At 41.6% G+C, this 20,778-nt stretch carries 17 protein-coding genes; 7 read left to right on the plus strand and 10 right to left on the minus strand.

Annotated elements, in window-relative coordinates:
- Positions 1-429: 429 nt before the first annotated feature.
- Positions 430-1,350: a polysaccharide deacetylase family protein gene (locus tag CDC33_RS21730; RefSeq protein ID WP_244919306.1), complete on the minus strand. Its 921-nt coding sequence runs from the start codon at positions 1,348-1,350 to the stop codon at positions 430-432.
- Between the two features lie 655 nt (positions 1,351-2,005).
- Here CDC33_RS21730 and CDC33_RS21740 point away from each other — a divergent pair.
- Positions 2,006-2,518, plus strand: coding sequence for a DUF3122 domain-containing protein (locus CDC33_RS21740; protein WP_244919307.1), 513 nt, complete (start codon positions 2,006-2,008; stop codon positions 2,516-2,518).
- A 142-nt stretch (positions 2,519-2,660) separates the two neighbouring features.
- On the opposite strand, the gene CDC33_RS21745 is transcribed toward CDC33_RS21740, so the two are convergent.
- Positions 2,661-4,007 carry an IS200/IS605 family accessory protein TnpB-related protein gene (locus tag CDC33_RS21745; RefSeq protein ID WP_244919308.1) on the minus strand — a complete coding sequence of 449 codons (1,347 nt, stop codon included), beginning with the start codon at positions 4,005-4,007 and terminating at the stop codon, positions 2,661-2,663.
- A gap of 78 nt (positions 4,008-4,085) precedes the next feature.
- Between CDC33_RS21745 and tnpA the strand changes: the two genes are divergently transcribed.
- Complete coding sequence (gene tnpA, locus CDC33_RS21750; protein WP_109010624.1) at positions 4,086-4,511, plus strand: IS200/IS605 family transposase; 426 nt, start codon at positions 4,086-4,088, stop codon at positions 4,509-4,511.
- A gap of 164 nt (positions 4,512-4,675) precedes the next feature.
- Here the strand turns inward: tnpA and CDC33_RS21755 are convergent, their stop codons facing one another.
- On the minus strand, positions 4,676-4,966 hold the full coding sequence (locus tag CDC33_RS21755) for a hypothetical protein (RefSeq protein WP_109010626.1): 291 nt from the start codon (positions 4,964-4,966) through the stop codon (positions 4,676-4,678).
- Between the two features lie 119 nt (positions 4,967-5,085).
- Positions 5,086-5,925, minus strand: a complete 840-nt coding sequence (locus CDC33_RS21760; RefSeq protein ID WP_109010627.1) for a prephenate/arogenate dehydrogenase — start codon at positions 5,923-5,925, stop codon at positions 5,086-5,088.
- 67 nt (positions 5,926-5,992) lie between these two features.
- Between CDC33_RS21760 and CDC33_RS21765 the strand changes: the two genes are divergently transcribed.
- The 3 genes from CDC33_RS21765 to CDC33_RS21775 all read left to right on the plus strand — a co-directional run bounded on the left by CDC33_RS21765 (position 5,993) and on the right by CDC33_RS21775 (position 9,450).
- Positions 5,993-7,567, plus strand: coding sequence for a pentapeptide repeat-containing protein (locus tag CDC33_RS21765; protein ID WP_109012664.1), 1,575 nt, complete (start codon positions 5,993-5,995; stop codon positions 7,565-7,567).
- A gap of 334 nt (positions 7,568-7,901) precedes the next feature.
- Positions 7,902-8,492 (plus strand): DUF1517 domain-containing protein, encoded by a 591-nt coding sequence (locus CDC33_RS21770; protein WP_109012665.1) that lies wholly within the window; start codon positions 7,902-7,904, stop codon positions 8,490-8,492.
- A 73-nt stretch (positions 8,493-8,565) separates the two neighbouring features.
- Positions 8,566-9,450 (plus strand): hypothetical protein, encoded by an 885-nt coding sequence (locus CDC33_RS21775; RefSeq protein ID WP_109010629.1) that lies wholly within the window; start codon positions 8,566-8,568, stop codon positions 9,448-9,450.
- Between the two features lie 709 nt (positions 9,451-10,159).
- Here CDC33_RS21775 and CDC33_RS21785 read toward each other — a convergent pair.
- The 4 genes from CDC33_RS21785 to CDC33_RS21800 all read right to left on the minus strand — a co-directional run bounded on the left by CDC33_RS21785 (position 10,160) and on the right by CDC33_RS21800 (position 14,416).
- Positions 10,160-12,106: an APC family permease gene (locus CDC33_RS21785; protein WP_109010632.1), complete on the minus strand. Its 1,947-nt coding sequence runs from the start codon at positions 12,104-12,106 to the stop codon at positions 10,160-10,162.
- A gap of 856 nt (positions 12,107-12,962) precedes the next feature.
- Complete coding sequence (locus CDC33_RS21790) at positions 12,963-13,268, minus strand: helix-turn-helix domain-containing protein (RefSeq protein WP_109010634.1); 306 nt, start codon at positions 13,266-13,268, stop codon at positions 12,963-12,965.
- Positions 13,265-13,624, minus strand: a complete 360-nt coding sequence (locus CDC33_RS21795) for a type II toxin-antitoxin system RelE/ParE family toxin (RefSeq protein WP_109010635.1) — start codon at positions 13,622-13,624, stop codon at positions 13,265-13,267. Before CDC33_RS21795 ends, CDC33_RS21790 begins: the two co-directional genes overlap by 4 nt.
- A 186-nt stretch (positions 13,625-13,810) precedes the next feature.
- Complete coding sequence (locus CDC33_RS21800) at positions 13,811-14,416, minus strand: Uma2 family endonuclease (RefSeq protein ID WP_109010636.1); 606 nt, start codon at positions 14,414-14,416, stop codon at positions 13,811-13,813.
- A gap of 346 nt (positions 14,417-14,762) precedes the next feature.
- On the opposite strand from CDC33_RS21800, the gene CDC33_RS21805 reads away from it, so the two are divergent.
- Positions 14,763-15,113, plus strand: a complete 351-nt coding sequence (locus CDC33_RS21805) for a histidine triad nucleotide-binding protein (protein WP_109010638.1) — start codon at positions 14,763-14,765, stop codon at positions 15,111-15,113.
- 157 nt (positions 15,114-15,270) lie between these two features.
- The gene (recR, locus tag CDC33_RS21810; RefSeq protein ID WP_244919309.1) at positions 15,271-15,828 is read left to right on the plus strand and encodes a recombination mediator RecR; all 558 of its coding nucleotides are present in this window, start codon (positions 15,271-15,273) and stop codon (positions 15,826-15,828) included.
- 13 nt (positions 15,829-15,841) lie between these two features.
- On the opposite strand, the gene CDC33_RS21815 is transcribed toward recR, so the two are convergent.
- Positions 15,842-19,681, minus strand: coding sequence for a CHAT domain-containing protein (locus tag CDC33_RS21815; RefSeq protein ID WP_109010641.1), 3,840 nt, complete (start codon positions 19,679-19,681; stop codon positions 15,842-15,844).
- A gap of 188 nt (positions 19,682-19,869) precedes the next feature.
- Positions 19,870-20,553 (minus strand): hypothetical protein, encoded by a 684-nt coding sequence (locus CDC33_RS21820; RefSeq protein WP_109012666.1) that lies wholly within the window; start codon positions 20,551-20,553, stop codon positions 19,870-19,872.
- Positions 20,554-20,778 lie beyond the last annotated feature (225 nt).

The raw sequence follows: 20,778 nt of genomic DNA on the forward strand, positions 1-20,778 counted from the left end.
TTTGTAACACTTTCGCCAACAGTATCAGCCCGTCGTGGACATTGCTATTCAACTATTATTAGGATATTAGGAGAAGATTTTTAGTATTTGTATATGACAAAACGAACTGCGGAATGTGGGGTAAAAGCATTCAACATAAAAAACCCTACGATCGCGTGTGCTTGCGATCGTAGGGTTGAAGCTTATGAGGTGTCGCATTATGAAATCTTTTAGATTGTATGTAAAGATTTGAACCCAATAATCAGCGTGTCATTTTAGATGACCAAGAATAGGCTTTTAATTTATGGCAGTAGGTTAAGTGAAAAAGTTTGTAGTAAGGACTTTAGTCCTAGATTTTTAAGCACTGAAGTGCTTACTACGAACCCAACAAAATTAATGAGATATACCAATATTCTCGGCAAAATTAGAGGTGTAATTACCCCTAGTTTATTACTGATGATTTGGATGTTCATGATTTGTGGTCACAGATGATGCTGCTGTTACCGCACTTTCTTCTTTGGCTTGCATTTCCAGCAATTGGGGAATCGTTACAAATCGATAGCCTTGGGCCTTCAAACCTGCGATCATTTCTGGTAAAGCTTTGACAGATTTAGAACGATTACCGCCTCCATCATGTAACAGTACAATTGCACCTGGTTTTGCCTGTTTTAGCACATTTTTTACTAGCATTGGCACTTGAGGCGAACGACGTTCAGCGTCTCCCGACTGTTCTGACCACATCATGACAGCATACTTCTGGTTTTTGGCGTATTGGGCTAGTCCATTATTCAGAAAGCCGCCAGGGGGACGAAACAGAGTCGTTTTCTCTCCTGTGGTCTTGTAAATGATGTCTGCTGTACGATCAATTTCACTAGATGCAGTGGCTCCATCCATTTGAAAATACCAATGATGCCATGTATGGTTGCCAATTACATGACCATCAGCAGCTACTTGTTTGGCAACTTGGGGAAAATATTTCACCATTTGCCCAACCATGAAGAATGTCGCCTTGATATTATTTTTCTTCAAAATTTCTAAAATCTGCGCCGTATTTTTGGGGCTAGGGCCATCATCAAAAGTCAGGGCGATTACTTTCTCATTTGCTTTTAGTTTCGCTTGATAAATGATTGTTCCCTCAAAAGGCTTTGGGACTTCATTCATCTGGACTGTGGCTGGAGTGATAGACTGAGCTGATGCACCCATTGCCCTATCTGAACTCGTTTTAGCAGTGTCGCTTTTTTGCTTTTGAATTCCCAATAGTTGGTCAAGTCTAGTTATGCCTACAAGCAGACTAATACTTACACTACTTACACCAACAGCCAATATAATACTTACAACCTTTAGTAACAGCGATAATTTCCGATTAAACACATTAAATCTCCTTAAATGTTAGTCATTAGTCATTAGTCATTGGTCATTGGTCATTAGTCAAGAGTTACTCTCCCTCTGCCTACCCTGCTCTCCTACTTCTTATTCCCCAATTCCTTGTTACATCACTCGTACTCGGTTGTAAATTAATATGTAAATTAATATATATATATCTTGCTAAAATAATACAAAGAATAAAATACCTTGAAACATCCCAGCTAAAGCTAAAGAAAATCTCAATTTAATTTGCACTAATTGACCGCCTTCGTACAAAAGTATAACTAGTAATTTGGATACAACAATACGCAGTGGATTTAATCGACCAATAAAGGCAGTATAACCGTAACCAAGAGAAATGCTAGTCCGTAGGTGAAAAAAAGGGGACAAAACTTTCCACACATCAGCTAAGGGACTGGCAAATAAAGAATATCTTATCGCTTTTAGGGCAGGAAAGCAGGGAGTAGGGGGAGGAAAAAGCGTATTGCAGAGAAGGAAGAAGGAAAGAAGAGAAGTTGAAGAATTTATCTCTTCGTCAAAGTTGAATTGATAGACTACTAGAACGCATTACCCGTGCGCTGAAACAAAAAAACCTTTGTCGTTAACAGCAAGGCATTGCATCTCCGGCTCTGATCCTAAATGCTGTTGTAAAATGTGTTACATGAAGCTAAAATTCCAACAATATTTTTGGTGTTGTGTCCTAGTTGTGTTTCTGGCATTAACTGGATGTGGATGGAGTGTGCAGTCAGCACAAGCACTGCTGCGTCAACACCATGATTCTCCTAGTGTTTTGCGCTACCACTCACAAGTATCTATCAAAGATGAAAAAGGATATGCTTGGCAAGTCCTACTGTTCAAACAGAATTACAATAGTCTGGTAAAAGAGTTGCGGTTGCGCTTGGTTGCTTTTCCAGGTGTTGTTGAAATTGCTCACCCCCAACCATTGTTGATTGAGACAGTAACTGGAAGATTGCTAAATGCATCGGATGCATACACTCTAAATGTACCCGTCCCTAATGTAGGCGAATATAATTTAACTGATATTTTACCGAAACTGCCAACAGCTGATGCGCTCAAACTCTATGTGCCACTCTCTAGTGGACAGCAATTGGTTCTCAATATATCTAACACTGTAGTCACTGAGTGGCAATGGCTAGTTACAGAAATTGATTGACTTTATCCACTAATGATAAAGTTTAATTTAAAAGCATTGAACGCACCCCATCTAAATCAGAGATTATAGATGGGGATTCTTTCGCTAAGAAGCTGTAAGACTTCTCAACGTTCCCAGAGTTACTGGCGTTCTCAGTGTGTCGTTAGAACTTTTGCTGTGCGTTCACTCTAGAAAAGGCTTTATCACCTTGAATTATGCAATACCAATATCTAGCACCTATATTGTAGGCTGCGGATAGATCCGCATTATAAAGCTTGCCTGTTGCAAATTTGGCTAGAGAATAATTATTTTTATCGCGCTTAACTTTACCGCTTCCGTCAAAAGCATAAGCACTGGTATATTTAGGATTAATAGCTTGAACTTGTCCCCCTAACTCAGCCCATCTATCTGTGATTATCTCAACGATTTTGGCATGACACCACAGATGAAATTTCTGTTTTAGCAAAGAACCTTTCTTGGCAGCTTTCGCCTTCCAACCAGCCAAGCTCTCAATCACAACTACTTTGACATTATAAGTTTTTGCAAACTCAACAATACTTCTAGCAACGTGACGCGAAATTTCTAAATTAATGTGTGAGGACTTGCGATAAAGTCCCTTACAGAAACCTTTTTCTCGTTTAGAATTAGTAATATTTTGAGTCTGCTTAGACTTTTTGGCAATCATCATTCGGCGTTGATTACGACGGTCTATGTCACGAGCCAGATTAATGAATTTCCGCGCCTTTACAGTACCGTCCTTTCCTACTACCGCACAAGTTGCTGCGTTATTAATGCCCAAATCAACACTAACTACATAATCAGAATCCTCCCGATTAATTTTGTCAATTTTTACTGGCATTGATAACTGACATTTGTTTTTGTTTACCACTAATGCAGGTGAACAAATTTCATTGCCATCTGTTAAATGCCGATTAAGCCCATGACGCTTTACCTCAATTCCACCAAGCCATACCCAATCAGTTCCGCTCCAAACCTTAATATCGACTGTCTGGTAATTTAAGTTGTAGCGAATCTGTTGACCTTTGTATAAGGCTGGGTAGGTATTACACATTGCCGTCAGTCTTGGCGGTTTCGCATTCCTTCTAGCCCTGATACCACTCTGCCACTCTCTATAACGAGTTTGGAAGCTTGAGACAATCCCAATAGCATCTGCAATTGCAGCCCGTCTTAAATAACTGGGGAACTTGCGGTGAGATGGATGACGCTTAATAATTGATTGAAAATATCTATGCTTCGGATCAGGGTTATCTGCTGTTTTATGAATCATTCTCTCAACAGCATTTACCCTATCTTTTGCAGTCATATCGGACAGGTTAAGCCATTGAGCATTTACTATTATCACCAATGGTAAAAGGTATTTACGATACTCCTCAATCGTTAAAAGCATTTGCTCTTTCTCAGATTTTAGAGTTACTAAATCCCAAACATCAGTTCTGATTAGTTCTGGCGGTTTTTTAGATTCATGCCGCTTAGTTTTTTTCTTACTCATGACTTTAGCCTCGACCTTGACTTAGGTCATAGTATCAGATACTATCTATAGTTGTCAACTTAGTTATTTGCTTAGTTAATGGAAAAGAAGCAGGCATTAAAAACCCGCAGTAACAGTGCATTCAGACTTATTTATCATTTGGTTCTAGTAACTAAATTTCGGAGAACGTCTCTAACTGCTGAGATGCTAGATAGAATAAATATCATTATCAAAGAGCTTTTAACCAAGTGGGAGTGTGAGTTAATCGAATTTGGTGGAGAGGGTGATCATATTCACGCACTGCTCGAAACTCACCCATCAGTTGACCTATCAAAATTAGTGAACAATATTAAAACAGTTACATCGCGTCGATTACGCTCTGAGTATAGTGATCATTTATCTAAGTTTTACTGGGGAACTAAACCACAGTTTTGGTCTAGTTCTTATGCGATTATTAGCGTTGGCGCACAAGCACCACTGTCCCGGTTAATTGAGTATGTACAGAATCAAGAAAAGCCGGAATAGTTGTTGCTGCGCGTTTTATACTGGTAACGCTTGCACCCCACCTAAAATGTAGATATTTCTATAGTATTTTTAGGTGGGGACTGCGCTCAACATCTTTGTTCAAGTCAGAAATCCTAGTCTTCATACGCTGATAGCTTCCCACATCACACGTAACACTTGTAATATTATTCTTGAGACTCCTCAGAAGTAGGTTCTGATTCGGTTTCAAGTTCTTCTGTTTGGACTTTGATTGGAGGTTTAACAGGTTTTGGCCCGCGTGCTAGGGCAGGATTTCCCTGCTGCCTGTTTTCTTCTCCATAAGATGCTTTTTTCCCCTTGTCAGATGAACGGTTACGGCTCGGTTTTGAGCTTTTGGGGTTGGATTCAATAGGAGGTATAGAATCCGTGTTTTCGGAATTGTTGTCAGTGCTTGCTTGAGCCTGACGTTCCGATTTCTTAATTGGGCGTTCTACCATTGTTGATTTTTGTAAATTTATCTGTATATTACATCGGTTTGGTGACTATAAAACGTACTTTTTTAGGCAAAACCTACGTAGTATTGGGTGCGTTGTAAATAATGTAACGCACCCTAAAACTAATCAACAAAATTAGGTCGTGCCTTTCCTGTTGATTTCAACTTTTGCTCTAAAGCTGCCCAATTTTCTTGCTCAATTAAATTAGTTAACTCATCGAGATTGTGACGATACTGTTGCAGCGATCGCAGCAATGCCTGACGATTATACCGGGCCATCATCACACCCAACTCTGGATTCCCACCACCCACACGGCTGGTATCCCGAAAACCAGAACTAGCTAACTTTTGGGCTAATTCCAAAACATCAGGGTCAGTTTCACTCAAACAAGCAGCAATCAAAGAGGAACTGACCATTACAGGTAAATGAGAAATCCAACTAACAGCGCGGTCATGTTGCTCAGGCTGACAATAGTAGATTTTAGACCCAAGCGATCGCACAATTTCCTCTACAACTGTAATCGCACTAGTTTTAGTTGTAGTTATCGGTGTTAGTACATAAGGTTTATCAACAAATAAATCTCGTTGTGCAGCTTCTATACCACTATCTGTCCTTCCCGCCATTGGATGACCGCCGATAAAATTATCCCAAAGGGGAGAAATCGCCTTGACTATCTGTGCTTTCGCTGAACCCACATCAGTTACAACGCAAGAAGCAGACAAATGAGCGATCATTTCCTTAAATTGGGGCACAATAAGCCCTAGAGGTGTACAAATAAATACAACCTCTGCGGCTGCCAATAGGCTCAGATCAACAGATGCTTGATCAACACTGCCAAGAGCAACTGCCTTTTGACAAGTGGATTCACGGCGACTGACTCCTAAGATATGATGTCCTTGCGATCGCAAATCAAAACCCAAAGATCCGCCGATCAGTCCCAGTCCTAAAATCCCAATATTCATTTTTGATTTTGACATTCCGTTTTTTATGATACCAACTATTAAAGTTGGCATCCAAGGGGTAGCATCAATGACTGTAGAGGAATTACTGGAACAATACGCGGCAGGAGTCTTAAACTTTAATGGTGTTGACCTCGCGGAAGCTAACCTGAGTGGGGCAAAACTCAGTGGCGTAAATCTTAGCGATGCTAATTTGAGTATAGTCAACCTGAGCGGCGCGAATCTGAGTGAAGCTAACTTGAGTAATACTAAGCTGAATGTAGCAAGACTCAGTGGCGCAAATTTATGTAGCGCCATCTTGAATAACGCCAGTCTCAACGTCACTAATTTGATTCGAGCGGATCTGGCCCGCGCTCAACTTAAAGGAACCTCATTGATCCGCGCCGAGTTAATTCGTGCTGATCTTAGCCGCGCCGATCTGTTGGAGGCTAATCTCACTAGTGCCGATCTGCGAGAGGCGACACTCCGCCTAGCTAATCTCCGTTACGCTAACTTGAGTGAAGCCATATTGAAAGGCGCTTCCATGACGGGAGCCAACTTGGAGATGGCTAACTTAAATGCCAGTGACCTCAGTCGTTGTGACATTAGCGGCGCAAATTTGCGAGATGCTGAACTCAGACAAGCAAATCTTAGACATGCTAACTTGAGCGGATCAGATTTGAGCGGGGCGAACCTCCGGTGGGCAGATTTAAGCGGTGCAAATCTCCGGTGGGCAGATTTGAGCGGTGCAAAATTAAGCGGGGCTACTTTAATTGGCGCAGATTTAAGCAATGCCAATTTAACAAATACAATTTTCATCCACGCCGATTTAACTCAGGCAAAATTAATCAGGGCGGAATGGATTGGTGCTGACTTAACAGGATCAACTTTAACTGGGGCAAAGCTTTATGCCACCTCTAGGTTTGGTTTAAAAACCGAAGGCATGATTTGTGAATGGGTTGATCTTAGCCCGGTAGGCGATCGCTCTATTATCCAAAACTTCCATTCCCAAGAGTCACGAGAATTTTTTAACGAGACACCGCCAACAATCCGAATTATTGTTGATGCAGCCATAGAACACGAAGCCAATTTTGCTCTTGCTGGCGCTTATTATCAAATTGCTCAGGAATACCGGGCGCTGAAACAACCCCCAAGCATGGAAAGTGGGCCCCGTCGAACTGTTTTTACATTTCATGTAGATAGCGACGAAGCATTATTTCCGACTGCTTACATTGCGATTCTTCCCTTTCTAGATGCGGTATCTACCCAAAAGAATATTTCCAGGATGGTAGAAATGATTAACAATGAAATTATTGCGAACCAAAATTTAAAATCGCTAAAATCACCCCATATCGTTAAAGAATTAAATATTCTTCTAGAGCAAGCGATGAGTCAGGCTACAACAATTAAACAGATGAAAAAAAATCTCGAAGTAGCTGCAAAGTTAAATTTTTGTAAAGCACCAACCCAAACAATTTTAACAAATTCCAGCGCCCAGACTTTGATTGCTCATGACAATCCCCAGTTTGGCAAAAGATTTATTAATCGCTCTGCTCTGAATGCTTCAGCTTATGATTATATATCCAGTGAAGCAACAAAATATATATTGCCTTCGTTAAATATGGTTATAGATTTTGTCAAAGGATTTCACTATATTGGTCATTAGTCATTAGTCATTGGTCATTAGGAATGGGGTATCAATACTTCTTGGTTAGCGCAATTAGTAGTTGCAGATCCCCCCAATCCCCTTTTTAAGGGGGTCGCCGTAGGCGGGGGGATCTGAATCTAGGACGACTCAACCCTTACCCGATAAATATTGCATTGGGTATTATAGCAGTCCTAAATCATTCGTGAAAAAACGAAGTGCATTTCTAAATCCTTATTTCCTGTTCCCTACCTCAACGATTAATTTTCACAACTCGTTTAGGATTGCTATAGTTATTAAACTATTGACCAATGACCAATGACAAATGACAAAAAGCAAATTTATGGAGGAAAAAATGCGCGATACCTTTAATAGAATGATCGGTCGAACTCGCTATGTAGTCTTGCGCCTATTTCTGCACTTAGGGGGAGGCGAGGTAGCACCAATTTTGGGAGTATTAAATAGTGCTGGACGAGATGCGATCGATGCCGATGGCGATTTAGAAGTTTTGGGAGAAGGATTGGTAGAAATTAGCCAAACCCTACTGCAATACGATGAATATTGGCTGTCTGCTGCTAACGAAGGTGACGTATTTTTTGATGAAGGCGAGGCAGGAGATTACGTGAATGAATTATTTACTGACTCTGCCCAAAGATATCTCAGTGAACCAAGTTACAATTCTGATAGATCGAATGAACCTTTATCTATACCTGTAACCCAGAATGTCATTGTGATGATTACAGCAGCTTATGAAGGAGAAGTACCAGAGTTGGAAACTGATCTCTCTAACGTTCAAGCACTCAAGGAAGGCTTGAAAGCATTGATAAATTTGCATTATAAACATAAATTCAAAGCAATCCAAGTACATTTCTCGCCAGCACAGTTAGGCGATGAACTCACTAGCGACCAACTGTTGCAATATTACCCAGAATTGATTCCTTTATAATGTGTTGTTGGGTAGTCCGTACTTACTACTCGCATCGATAAATTGTTAAGCTCAGAGATAGGACAATAATCCAATGATCATGACCATAGTACGTAAATTTACAGCCGTTTTTTTAGCTCTGAGTTTGTGTATGACAACTGTTGCTTGTGGTGGGGGAAACGAAGCTACTCCTCCAGCTAAGAACGTTAGTCAAACCTCTAGTAACACGAAGCTAAGTGACGGAGAGTATCAAATACAACAAGCTACTTATGATGATGCAACTGGTGAATACAGCTTGTTTTTACTTAACAATAATCCCCCAACCTTTGCAACCGAAAATTTGCAAATGGCACGGTTAACTGATGATGAAATCAAGCAAGGTAAAAAGACCTATCTAAAGGTAGATAAAGGGCAACCGATTTTATATTTGACGGAAGACTTTAAAATCGAGTATGTCCACAACGTTACCGAGAATAAAACCAATCCTCAAACCGGACAACAAGAGACGGTTGTAGTCCGTCAAGAAAATAGTTTTTGGGCACCATTTGCTGGCTCTGTAGCTGGTAGCTTGGCTGGTCAGGCAATTGGTAGTATGTTGTTTAGACCTCAGTATTATGTACCCCCTGTCTATCAATCAGGCCGAGGATTAACTGGTTTTGGTGGATATGGCGGAAGCTATGGCCAAGCAGTTGAAAGCTACCAAACTCGCTATAATACACCACCCGCAGCCGTGAGAAATCGCACTGCATTCCGTAATACAGGGACAATTAGAAGATCGTATCCGGGAAATTCAACTATACGCAACACACCGCGTAGCACTACAGGTAATAACCGTCCTTCTGGTTCTGGTTTCGGTGGTAGCACTTTACGACCTTCTGGCAGAGCCACTTCACCCAGAGGCAATTCTGGTAGTAGTTTTGGCAGTGGGCGTAGTTCAGCACCCCGCCGAACAACTGGTTTCGGCAGCAGACGCCGTTAAAAAATTCCAAATTCAATAAATAGACTGCCTAAGAAGTGAAGGTAGTCTGCTGGATAAAGAAGTCGGAAGGTTGGCTTGTGAGCCTCCGGCTTCTCTTTATATATAGAGTCCGCTTTGATTTTTAAAATTATTTGCGTGGTGCGCGTTCGCAAAGCGTCTCGCAGAGAAGTACGATAGACAGGGATTAAAGAAGCCTTTTCGGAGTATACTGATTAAAAAAAATCAAACACGACTCCTATATACGCAAGTTTTGACGATTAATTATAAATTATTCAGTCAAATAATATGAAATACTAAATACAAATATTGCTAAGAGAAAAGAAACCATTTTATTAAAGTCTATTTGCTTTTTTTGAAGCATTTCTAAACAAGACATCGGAATCATTAGAGGCCAGAAGATAGTTGTTACCAAAAACATCACACCTGATAAAAATTTATCTTCTGGAGTAGTAGTAGGATGACGTAGGGAAAAGATTAACCAATTGCTTAGAAAATAGCATGTCATGAACAGGTAAACAATACTTAAAGTCAGTTGTATCTGATTCATTGTGAGTACTTCTGAAGTTATATGAGCTTTACTATAGCCCAATCTAGATAACACAGATACTCGTAGGTACACGGTAATGGCGTGTCCCTAGCCAGTACCGATTCAAATGAGAATCCCTATAAATTTTCTCTTCCCCTTGCCTCCCCTGCTCTCCTTTCTTACTTAACCGCCGACATGAACGCCAGGACGTTTATGGGGATCTTTTTCAGCTCGACGGAGTACTTCACGGGTGACTACAGCAATATCACCTTCCCCAAACAAGATAAAACGCAGTAAATATTGTATGGGGTTGCCCTCAACCCAGCCGAAGTAAGCATGGGGAATTTTACCTGTTTGATCACGAATATAGAGCAGTAAAGCCGCGATCGCATTAGGTACTGCTGCACTCTCAGCCCGGAGGATGCGGTAATCACCAACTTGCACTCCTCTTACTTTGATCACATCCGCAAATTCTGAAGCATCTGAAACCTGAATTTCTAAAAAGAGAATTGGATCGTTGGGTGGAATATGGTTATCCTCGCGCACTTCTTTCTCTTTCATAAAATACTCTAGGGCATCACCCGTATTGAACCTATTAGCAATTAAGCGTATTGCTCTCTGGCTCTCTTCGGCAATGAATTGACCAGCTAGTTCGTCAACTTCGATTCGCTCTGCTCGTAGTTCTGTTGAGCGCCAAACACGAGAAACCAGCGAGGTAAAAATGATCGCACCGATGAAAAAACCAGCAATCCTAATGCCTTCTGGTCTTTCGATGATATTAACAACAGTGGTGTATAAAAATAACAGTGTGATAATTGCAAATACCAGTCTTGCCCGCTTCTGTCTGTGACGGTGGGCTGATAAGGTTACGGCAAAGGCGGCTGAGGTAATTAACACAAGCACACCAGTTGCATAAGCCCCACCTTGGGCTTCCACATTTGCTCTAAAGATAATTGTGACAACAAAAGCGATCGCTGTGTAGACTAACACCAAAGGTCGCGTTACTCGTGCCCAATTGGGTGCCATGCCATAGCGTGGTAGGTAGCGAGGTACAATATTCAGCAATCCTGCCATTGCAGATGCACCTGCAAACCACAAAATCGAAATAGTACTTAAATCGTAAATTGTGCCAAAGCCATCGCCTAAATGTAGATGTGCTAGGTATGCTAGGGCCCGTCCATTAGCTTTGCCCCCAGATGCAAATTCTGCGGTTGGAATCAGTAAAGTGGTTATAAAGCTGGTGGTAAGCAAAAAGAAGCTCATAATCAGAGCAGCACTGGTGAGCAACTTGCGTGTATTCCGAATCCGACCTTTGGAATGGTGCGGAGTGTTCTTGTTGCTACCTTTTACCAGGGGCATAACGGTTACGCCAGTCTCAAAGCCTGATAATCCCAGTGCTAGCTTGGGGAATATGAGGAGAGCTATGCCGACTAGTATTAAAGGGTTGGAATGACGGGCAAAAAGTGCAGTCTGCCAGTTAACGATCGCATTTGGGTGAGTTAAAATTTGATACACACCGAAGCTAACGATAATGAAGTTTAACAGCAGATAAACTCCCACTAAAAAGACTGCAATACCTATCGCTTCTCGGAAACCTCTCAAGAAAACTGCGCCTAGTAATGCAACTAATATCAGGGTAATTGCGATCGTCTGATCGTGAAGCCAATGTGGCGTAAGCGGATTTTCGATGATATGGGCTGTGGCATCAGCAGCTGACAAGGTAATGGTAATAATAAAGTCAGTTGCTACAAAGCCCAGTAAGCATAGCACAAGTAATTTGCCTTGCCACCAAGGGAGCAAACGCTCTAACATTGCGATCGACCCTTCACCATGAGGGCTTTCGGCAGCAATGCGCCGATAGATTGGCAATGCTCCAAAGAGCGTCAGCAAAACTAGAATTAGGGTAGCTACAGGAGAAAGAGCGCCAGCAGCCAGTGCTGCAATCCCAGGTTGGTAGCCAAGGGTCGAGAAATAATCTACACCAGTTAAGCACATCACCTGCCACCAAGGATGCTGGCGATGTGGTTCTTCCTTGCGGTAAGGCCCTTCTTTCTCTGATCGATGTTCTTCAAGCAACCACTGGATTAACTGGCTACCGAGTCGGTTTGTTGAAACAATTGATTTAGCCATCAAATACGGTTGTGTTGCAATCGGCTTTGTGATTTTTAAGCCTTTGTGGTTTATTAAAATTTTCAACTACAAAGGTATAGCACTATTATTGTATGTTAAGCATCCTGTCCGATTTACAAAATCTATCGTAGCTGTTCGTTGCTGTCTGGCGTATCAAGTTAAATTGCAGATTTGAGTATATAAATGATCAATACTGTAGCCGTATATTTTCGGCTTAACCCTTTCGCACCCTTTGCACCTTCAAGCTGCATCAGTTCTAAAAAAAGGGCGTTGCTAAATAAGGCAGCTACGTAATTAGTAAATTTGTCCTAAGAGGTTGTTTTAAAAGAATGTTTAAAAAGTCTTTTTGGTAACATCTAAGCCTGGTAAGCCTGGTAAACCTGACCCACCGAATGAGTTTTCTCTATAAGAGAATGGGGGTTTTAAAGCCTCTCCATTTCGGGGAGAGTGCTTTCTAGTATACTTTGCGACTTTAACTGTGATTTTAGGTACATATTTATCCCTGCAAGCGCATTTTTTCAAACTACTCGTTTAGCTTCCTAATATATATGACTCATTATAATTTTCTCAAAAAATTATAGGACTACTATTTGATTTTTGAACAAAATTAGGTATTGTAGGGTGTGTTAGAACGGAGTTCGTAACGCACCATTATCAAGGGTTTGGTGCGTTAAGCTATCGCTAACACACCCTACGTATCTTTTCACAAATCAAATCGGATTCCTATATAACTTTTGGTATTAGATGAATTATCTTTTTCAAAATAATAATCATCTATAAATATCAGCCCGATGTGGCACTGATGGATTTGCGAATGCCTATGATGGAAGGTGTAGATGCGATCGCCAGTCAAATCTCAATCGAACTGAGAAATCACAACTTCTTGTTCAGGAAAACGAGCAATTATTGTCAGACTTCCACCAAGAGATTTAATGTATCGAGAGAGCGTAGATATTTGAATATCATCCTGATGCTCAATTTTTGAAAGCGCCGATTGTACCACTCCCATATTCTTCGCAACATCGCTTTGAGTATGTCCAAGGGATTCTCGAAGCTCGGAAAGTGTCAACTTGAGTAATGCAAGGTTTGCTTGCATTTCACTTTCTGAAAGTTGTTCAGGAGTCATTTTTTTGCGAAGTTCTTTAAATGGCTTCGTTTTCATAGGAATCCTTCTGTTTTTAACTCCTCTAAATGTTCGTCATACAATGTATCTGCTTTTGGCACATTCTCCTCATACCAGCGATCGTCCCCTCCCTTGTTTCCTCCAAGAAGAAGAATGGCGACTCTCCTGGGATCAAATGCATAAAGGATTCGATAAGGTTCTCCTCTGTGCTGTACCCTCAACTCTCTCATGTGGGAATGACGTGAGCCGTTTATTTTTGAACTGTAGGGAAAAGGAAGTTCTGGCCCCCGCGCCTCAAGTAGTCTTACTGCTGCATCAATAGCAACTTGGGTGCTGTCGTCTAACTCAACCCACCACATTTCAAACTCGTTTGTAAACTCTACCTCCCACGACATTGTTTCCTGACATATATTGTAGAGATAATATCACCTTTAACTCATATTATGACTATATCTGTCTAGGGACAATTAAAGAAAAATATTCTTAAACTTGGCGATCGCACTTTTGGTAATAGATTTAAAACAAGCGATATCTACGACGGGCTACGCCTACGTTTCTCACTCTTCTTCTGCACTGAATACTTAACGAGGCAGAATGCCATCTAAGCGAAGTTGAAGACGCGGCAAAAGTGGCGAATTAATTAATTCATTGAGTCGGTACTGTTGTTGAGTATAAGTGTCTTCAACTAATTGACAAATAGTGAATGTAGGTTGTTTAGGTTTACCAATAAATGCTACACCGCCCAATCCCCGATAATCTACAATCCAATATTCAGGAATGCCTAAAAGTGCATATTCTTCAACTTTCCGTGCATAGTCGGTTTCCCAGTTGGTACTAACGACTTCCACCACCAATTTAATCGAGCGTCCAAGAGTAATTACGGGTTCTTGCTCCCAAAGTGGTTCACGGTCAAGAACGGTTTCATCAAGAACTACAACATCAGGACGACGAGCTGTAGCTGTATCAGCAAAAGGATAAATTAAACAAGTGCGAGGAATAAACCAGGGAAGTTGTTCTGCAACAAGGTAGATCCCAACTTGGGTTGCAAGTTTGCCACTTACCGTTTCGTGTGGCCCAGTGGGTTCCATATCAATTAGTTCTCCGTCTGCTAATTCATAGCGGGGATTGTCTCGATATTGGGAAAGAAAATTTTCAAAAGTGAGGCTTTTTGGGCAGATATATGTCATGAAAGTCAATCTCCTAAAGGCAAGTTGTTTTGATTATAAGTTAACCGCGATCGCTCTTAGCGTCTCCCTTTAAGAGAAAACTCCGACCCCATCACCGCTTTATTTCTATGCATTTGTAATGATAAGAATTGCAAAAGTTTTTTGTGTAAATGATCTAGTACAGCAGGGCGTAAATCAAGCTACTATTTTAAACAAGCAAAAGCCTTGATATACAGAACTTTTGAACGCCAGTTGCTTCAAGAACGGCTCGCCGCCCAACGCACTGGCTCCTTTTGACTTCCGCCTTGCGGTACTAGTCGCTACAGTAAACCTTTAAAATCTTTAGCAGATGATTAAGTAGATTTGTATGAGTGAAACTACAGAAACGATTTTCAGCAAAATCATTCGTCGGGAAATCCCCGTTGATATTGTTTATGAGGATAATTTAGCCTTAGCATTCAAAGACATCCATCCCCAAGCGCCAGTTCACATCCTTGTTATTCCCAAAAAACCAATTCCCACACTAGCTGATGCTGAATCTCATGATCATGCTTTGTTGGGGCATCTTTTGTTAACCGCCAAACGTGTTGCAGAAGAAGCTGGACTGGAAAACGGTTATCGAGTTGTTATCAACACTGGTGATGATGGTGGTCAGACAGTCTACCACTTACATCTGCATATTTTAGGAGGACGGCAGTTGAACTGGCCTCCTGGTTGATAAAGCTGGATGAATTGCGTCTAGAGACGCAATTCATCACTAAATCAAAAACGCTTCCTTCCAAAATTCTGTAAGAATGTCATCATAGTTAAGGTAATTACACACTGGAGACAAGACAACGGTTTACGCACGCCCTTTAGCACGGTTAATTGAGCAATTGCAACGCCTACCGGGAGTTGGCCCCAAATCTGCCCAACGACTGGCTTTGCATATTTTGAAGCGACCAGAAGCAGAAGTAGAAGCTTTAGCACATGCGCTGATTGAGGCAAAAAAGCAGATAGGCTTGTGTTCTGTTTGTTTTCACTTATCTGCTGAACCTGTTTGTGAAATCTGCCGCAATGCCAATCGTGACAACAAAACTATTTGTGTCGTGTCAGATCCCCGCGATGTGATTGCGCTGGAAAAAACCCGCGAGTACAAAGGCAAATATCACGTTTTAGGTGGGGTAATTTCGCCAATTGATGGAATTGGCCCAGAACAGTTGACTATACTGGCTTTGCAGCGCCGGGTGAGTCAGCAAAAACCTCAAGAAGTAATTCTGGCAATTAGTCCCAGTGTAGAAGGAGAGACAACAACCCTGTATATCGGTCAGCTATTGAAACCATTTACCAAGGTGACGCGGATTGCCTTTGGTTTGCCTGTAGGTGGTGATTTGGAGTACGCCGACGAGGTGACTCTGGCAAGGGCATTGGAAGGACGCAGGGAGTTAGATTAGGCTTAATTAAAGATTAATTCGGCTTACCTGTAATCGTGAATGCTGCCCAGTAGTAAGCATGATTATAAAGATTTTTATCTGATGCCATTTTACTATTTCTATATAGTTGTGTCGCTAAATAAGTTTGAATTCGTACTTCTTCAGGATGCAGATTATTCAAGACATCTTCATACCATTTTGTTAGTTCTCCAGCAGTTAATTCTTTCAGCCATCGGGTTGCTTCAGCTAAAGCTGTAACTGCTGATTTATTGGGCTGTAATCGTCGGTAAAACTCTATCATCACCAAGGCACTAGCTGAAGACTCTACACTCCAGAGAGTACTTACTACATGAGGAACGCCTTGACTCACAAAACCAGTCACTAAACTTACATATTCGCTGCTGATAGTGTGGTTGCTAGTAGTTAAGTTTTCACAAGCAGAGAGGGTAATCAGGTTGTAACTTGCTAGATTTTGTTGACAGATTTCATCTAAAGTAAGTTTGTCTTCACCTGCTAATGCTAATTCTGATTTTTTGGATTCAGTCAAATTATTAATAACATTACCTGTAAAATGAAAAATGTTGTAATTATCAAATAAGGCGTTTTCAACAATATCTTTCGTGGCTTCTACACCTTGAATTCGTTGGATATTATTGAACATCTGGCTAACAACTTCTGACTCAAGTTTTGCAAATTTCAGTGGGGGATAAGCTGTATTTTCTGGATGTTCAACACTGAGCAATAATTGATTTTGCCACTGCCAGATATCTTCATTTCTTATTGATAAACCTATTTGGGCACTAGGTAGATAGGTAACGCTGAAATTTGACTCTACATTCGGCAATTCTTCCGGCGATGGGGAAGGAAGATGGAAAAGGGTATGAATTGGCAATCTGTACAAGTCACGGTGAGGAATTAAAACCAGTTGGGTGATACCTTCAAGTTCCTGTGCAATTGTGGAAATATTCAGAATTTCATACAATTGTGACAGCTTCTGTTCCATATCAACTCGCCAAGAATGCTGGCTTTTACTTTCTTTGTCTTGGGCTGTGGTGCGATATTCTTGGTATTGTTGATGCCAATCTTCTAGCCAAGTTTCAAATTCAATTAGGCGTTGTACTGCTTCGGGTAGAGGTAATTCATTGAGACGAATAGCGTCTTCTCCTAAAGGTATTGCCCCAGTATCTTGCATGGGTGTAAATAGCAGGATCGGTGATGGCGCTTGGTCTTTGAGAATAAATGTGTGTAAGGCAACTGGACTAATATGCCAGTAAATAATTGCTGTTGTAGGATTGAATAGTTGTTGAATTGCGCCATAATAAGGCGAGTAAATATTGTCATTCCAGCCATAAAGTAGCCAGTTTAAACAAGCATTTTTGCCTTGTTCGGCAATTTCCCAGGCTTCAACTAAATCACCGGACTCTACGGCTAAATCAACTGCTAATTGATCAAAGCCTACAAATTTCAGGGCTAACTGTTTTTTACTTTCGTCTGAGCGAGTTTCTTCACTCAGTAATTGTCGCAATAAATCTGTACCGCGTTGCAGCAATTCTTGAACTTGTGTTGTTTGTCCTAAACCCATCAGGACTTTGCTTAGAGATTGTAAAACCTCTAGGTGCAATAGGGGAAAATATTCTAGTGTGAGGGTTAGCAGCGCTTGATGGTACTCAGATGCGGCTTTGCGCCAATAATCGCGAGGATTAGTATTTTTTTTGCCTTGTTCGTAGTAAGTATTAGCGATCGCAAAATGCAATCTACCCCAACCTTCTGGATGGGTGTCTGTCCGCAGATGCTTTAACCCTTCCTCGTAGCTGGCTAATTTCCCTTCGTAGCCGCCCTGTTGTAAGGCGGGATTTGTCGCTGTTATACTACTCGAAATCTGCAATGCCTCAGCATTGACTAAATGACCGATCGCAGTTCCCCGACCAATCCAAGCTTCCCAATAATCTTGTTTAATTTGCAAAGCGTTGTCATAACAAGCGATCGCTTCGGCATATTGTTCTAAATAAAACAATGCTACTGCCTGATTATACCAAGCTAAGTGGAAGTCGGGTTTAATGGCGATCGTTTGTTGATAGGAGGCGATCGCTTCTTGTCTACGTCCTAAGTTGTCTAAGGCTATGCCCCGGTTGTACCAAGCTAAGTAGAAGTCGGATTGAACTGATAGTGCTTTATCCCAGGAAGCGATCGCTTCTGACCATCTTCCTAAATTAAACAGCACTACACCCCGGTCTATCCAAACTTCGTGATAGTCTGGGTTAATTTCTAGCGCCTTGTCGTAAGATATAATCGCTTCTGCAAATTGTTCGCTGACAGCTAATGCTATACCTCGGTGATACCAGTTTTCTTGGTCTTCTGGTTCCAAATGTAGGGCTTGGTCATAACTAGAAATAGCTTCGGGTAGCCAACCTAATTTCAACAGTGCCAAACCCTTGCTAGACCACGCTTCTTGGTAATCTGGCTTGATTTCTATGGCTTTGTCAAAAGAAGCGATCGCTTCTTCAAAATATCCTAATTCTCCGAGAGTTCCACCGCGATTGTACCAAGCTTTGTAGAAGTCGGGTTTCAGTTGTGTGGCGGTTTCGTAAGATGTGATCGCTTCATCAAAACGTTCTAAATGGAACAGCGTCAAGCCTCGGTTAAACCAATATTCTGAGAATTCTGGTTGAAGTGCGATGGCTTTGTCATAAGATGCGATCGCGCCTAACAAATCACCTGTTTTCGCTTGGCTTAGACCTTGATAAAACCACCCTTGAGCCTGGGTAACAGGATCGTCGCCATGTCGCTCAACTATACCAGGGGAATTGCTGCTTTGAACTGCCAAATTAGAAGCAAGTTGCTGGACTAAATTGGTACTTTGATCCAATCTCACCCACAACTCATCTAATGTATTAGCCACATTTGGCTCTAAATTGGTCAAAGTGTTATCCCAGGTTTCCACTGAGGGAGAAGTTGTTAATTCACTTCTTTGTCTCGTAGAAAGGAGATTTGCTCCTGTTGTACGTTGAACAACTTCATCATCATCAAACCTCAGTTGGGCTAATGAGGTGATTGAATCTTCTGCTGCGGGGAGAGGGAAATTTTCGGGTATTGTGGTTTGGGCATCTTCCCTTTCATACTTCAATACCAGTTCCTCTAAATTCTGGGTGAATGTTTCCTCAAAAGAGGCATTTTTAGGCGCTGACGTTATTGGCTCATCATATTCCCATAATTGCTCACCTAAGCTGCGGATTAACTCTTGCCCAGGCGAAGTTGGGATAATTTCTTCATTGGTTGTAGTTTCTATTACATCTGGTTCATCATACTCCCATAACTGCTCGCCTAAATTGCGGATCAGTTCAAGACCTGGAGTAGTTTCTATTACATCTGGTTCATCATACTCCCATAACTGTTCGCCTAAATTGCGGATCAGTTCTTCTCCAGGAGTGATTTTTAAATCCTCTTCTGGATAATTCTCCTCATACTCTATCTGTGTGGGTGAGTTTTGCATCAGGCGGATGCCAATGTCATAAGCAACATCTCCAATTCTGCCAACACCAAGTTCCCCCAATTGCACCATCTTTGTTGCTAAAAGCGGATTTGGTGTCGGTGAAGCTAGCAAGCTTTCGCCAAACATTACCAACCAGTCTATCCAGCGTTCAGCCGGAATGCGATTTTCTAGACGTTGCAGATACCTCAATGCCCACTGTCGTCCTCGTGCTTGATGCACGCCTTCTAACAATTGGATAAACAATTGTTCCAGATCCGCATTGGTTAGTTCTGGTAGCATCTCCACCAGATTGTGTCCTCTCGTACCCTTGAGAGAACTAGCCTGCTTACTTGCAATGAGGCGCTTTAAAAACCTTCTAAGCGACTGCGATATCCGCCTGAGCATCTGCCACACTATTGGATTTTGTTTTTCTAGATTGTAGCCATCGTTGTGTTAAAAAAATCATCAATTACGTAAAAATCCATTAGATCGGGACAGGGCTTCCGTCGCAGGTTAGCAAAAAATATACAAAACTTCAAGAGTAGAGTATTACAACGTTACAATTCCCCGATTCGACTCTTGATGCCAAGTGGTTAATTTTCTGTTTGCTCTGTAGTCGATTGACCAGCAGGATATAATTGACTAATCAATGCTTGGACAAGCAATTCTGGATCGTCTGTCTCAACGCCAAGCTGTTGAGCAATCTGCTGGCGTAAGTTTTCATCTTGTTGCAACATCACAAACAACTCTTCTAGGGTGACAGTTTGGTATTCTCCCTCTGGGGGGTTGTCTGGGGTATCTACTGACTCTGATATAGGGGCAGTTGGCTCAGATGGTATTGTGCTAAAAGCATCTGGCCCTTCATATTCCCAAATTGGTTCGCCTTGATTGCGTGTCAACAACTGCATCCCGATACTATAGGCAACATCTCCGATTTCTCCGATGTTCAACTCACCCAATTGCACTAACCGTGCAGCTATTTCATTATTGGGTGTAGGTGATGCTAGCAATCTGTCGCTAAAACGCCTTAACCACTCAACCCAGTCTTCAGTTGAGATGCGATGTTCAATATTATGCAGCCACTTTTGTGCCCACGCTTCCCCTCGTGCTTGATGTACTCCTTGCAACAGTTCGTTGAAAAGAAATTCCAGATCGGTATCAGTTAAGGGTGGCGCTGGTTCTTTTGGCACATTTCCTCTAGATTTTGAGGCAGTCTGTTTTCCACCGAACAAGCTCTGAAAAAGCTTTTTAAGCCATTGAAATAGCCGCTTGAGCATCTGCTGCACCATTGAGTTTTGCTTATCCTAAGATTGTAGCGATCGCACTGGACTATGGCGCTAGTTCAGTCATTAAAATTCTTTGGTCATTAGTCATTAGTCATTTGTCATTAGTTATTCTCCCCCTGCTTCCCCCACTCCCCACTCCCTACTCCCCACTCCCCCCAGATAGAACAAATGTACTAAATGATATGCTATAATTCCAATACTTTGATATTGAAATCA

It is taken from the genome of Nostoc commune NIES-4072, from assembly GCF_003113895.1.
In the GTDB taxonomy this organism is placed as follows: domain Bacteria; phylum Cyanobacteriota; class Cyanobacteriia; order Cyanobacteriales; family Nostocaceae; genus Nostoc; species Nostoc commune.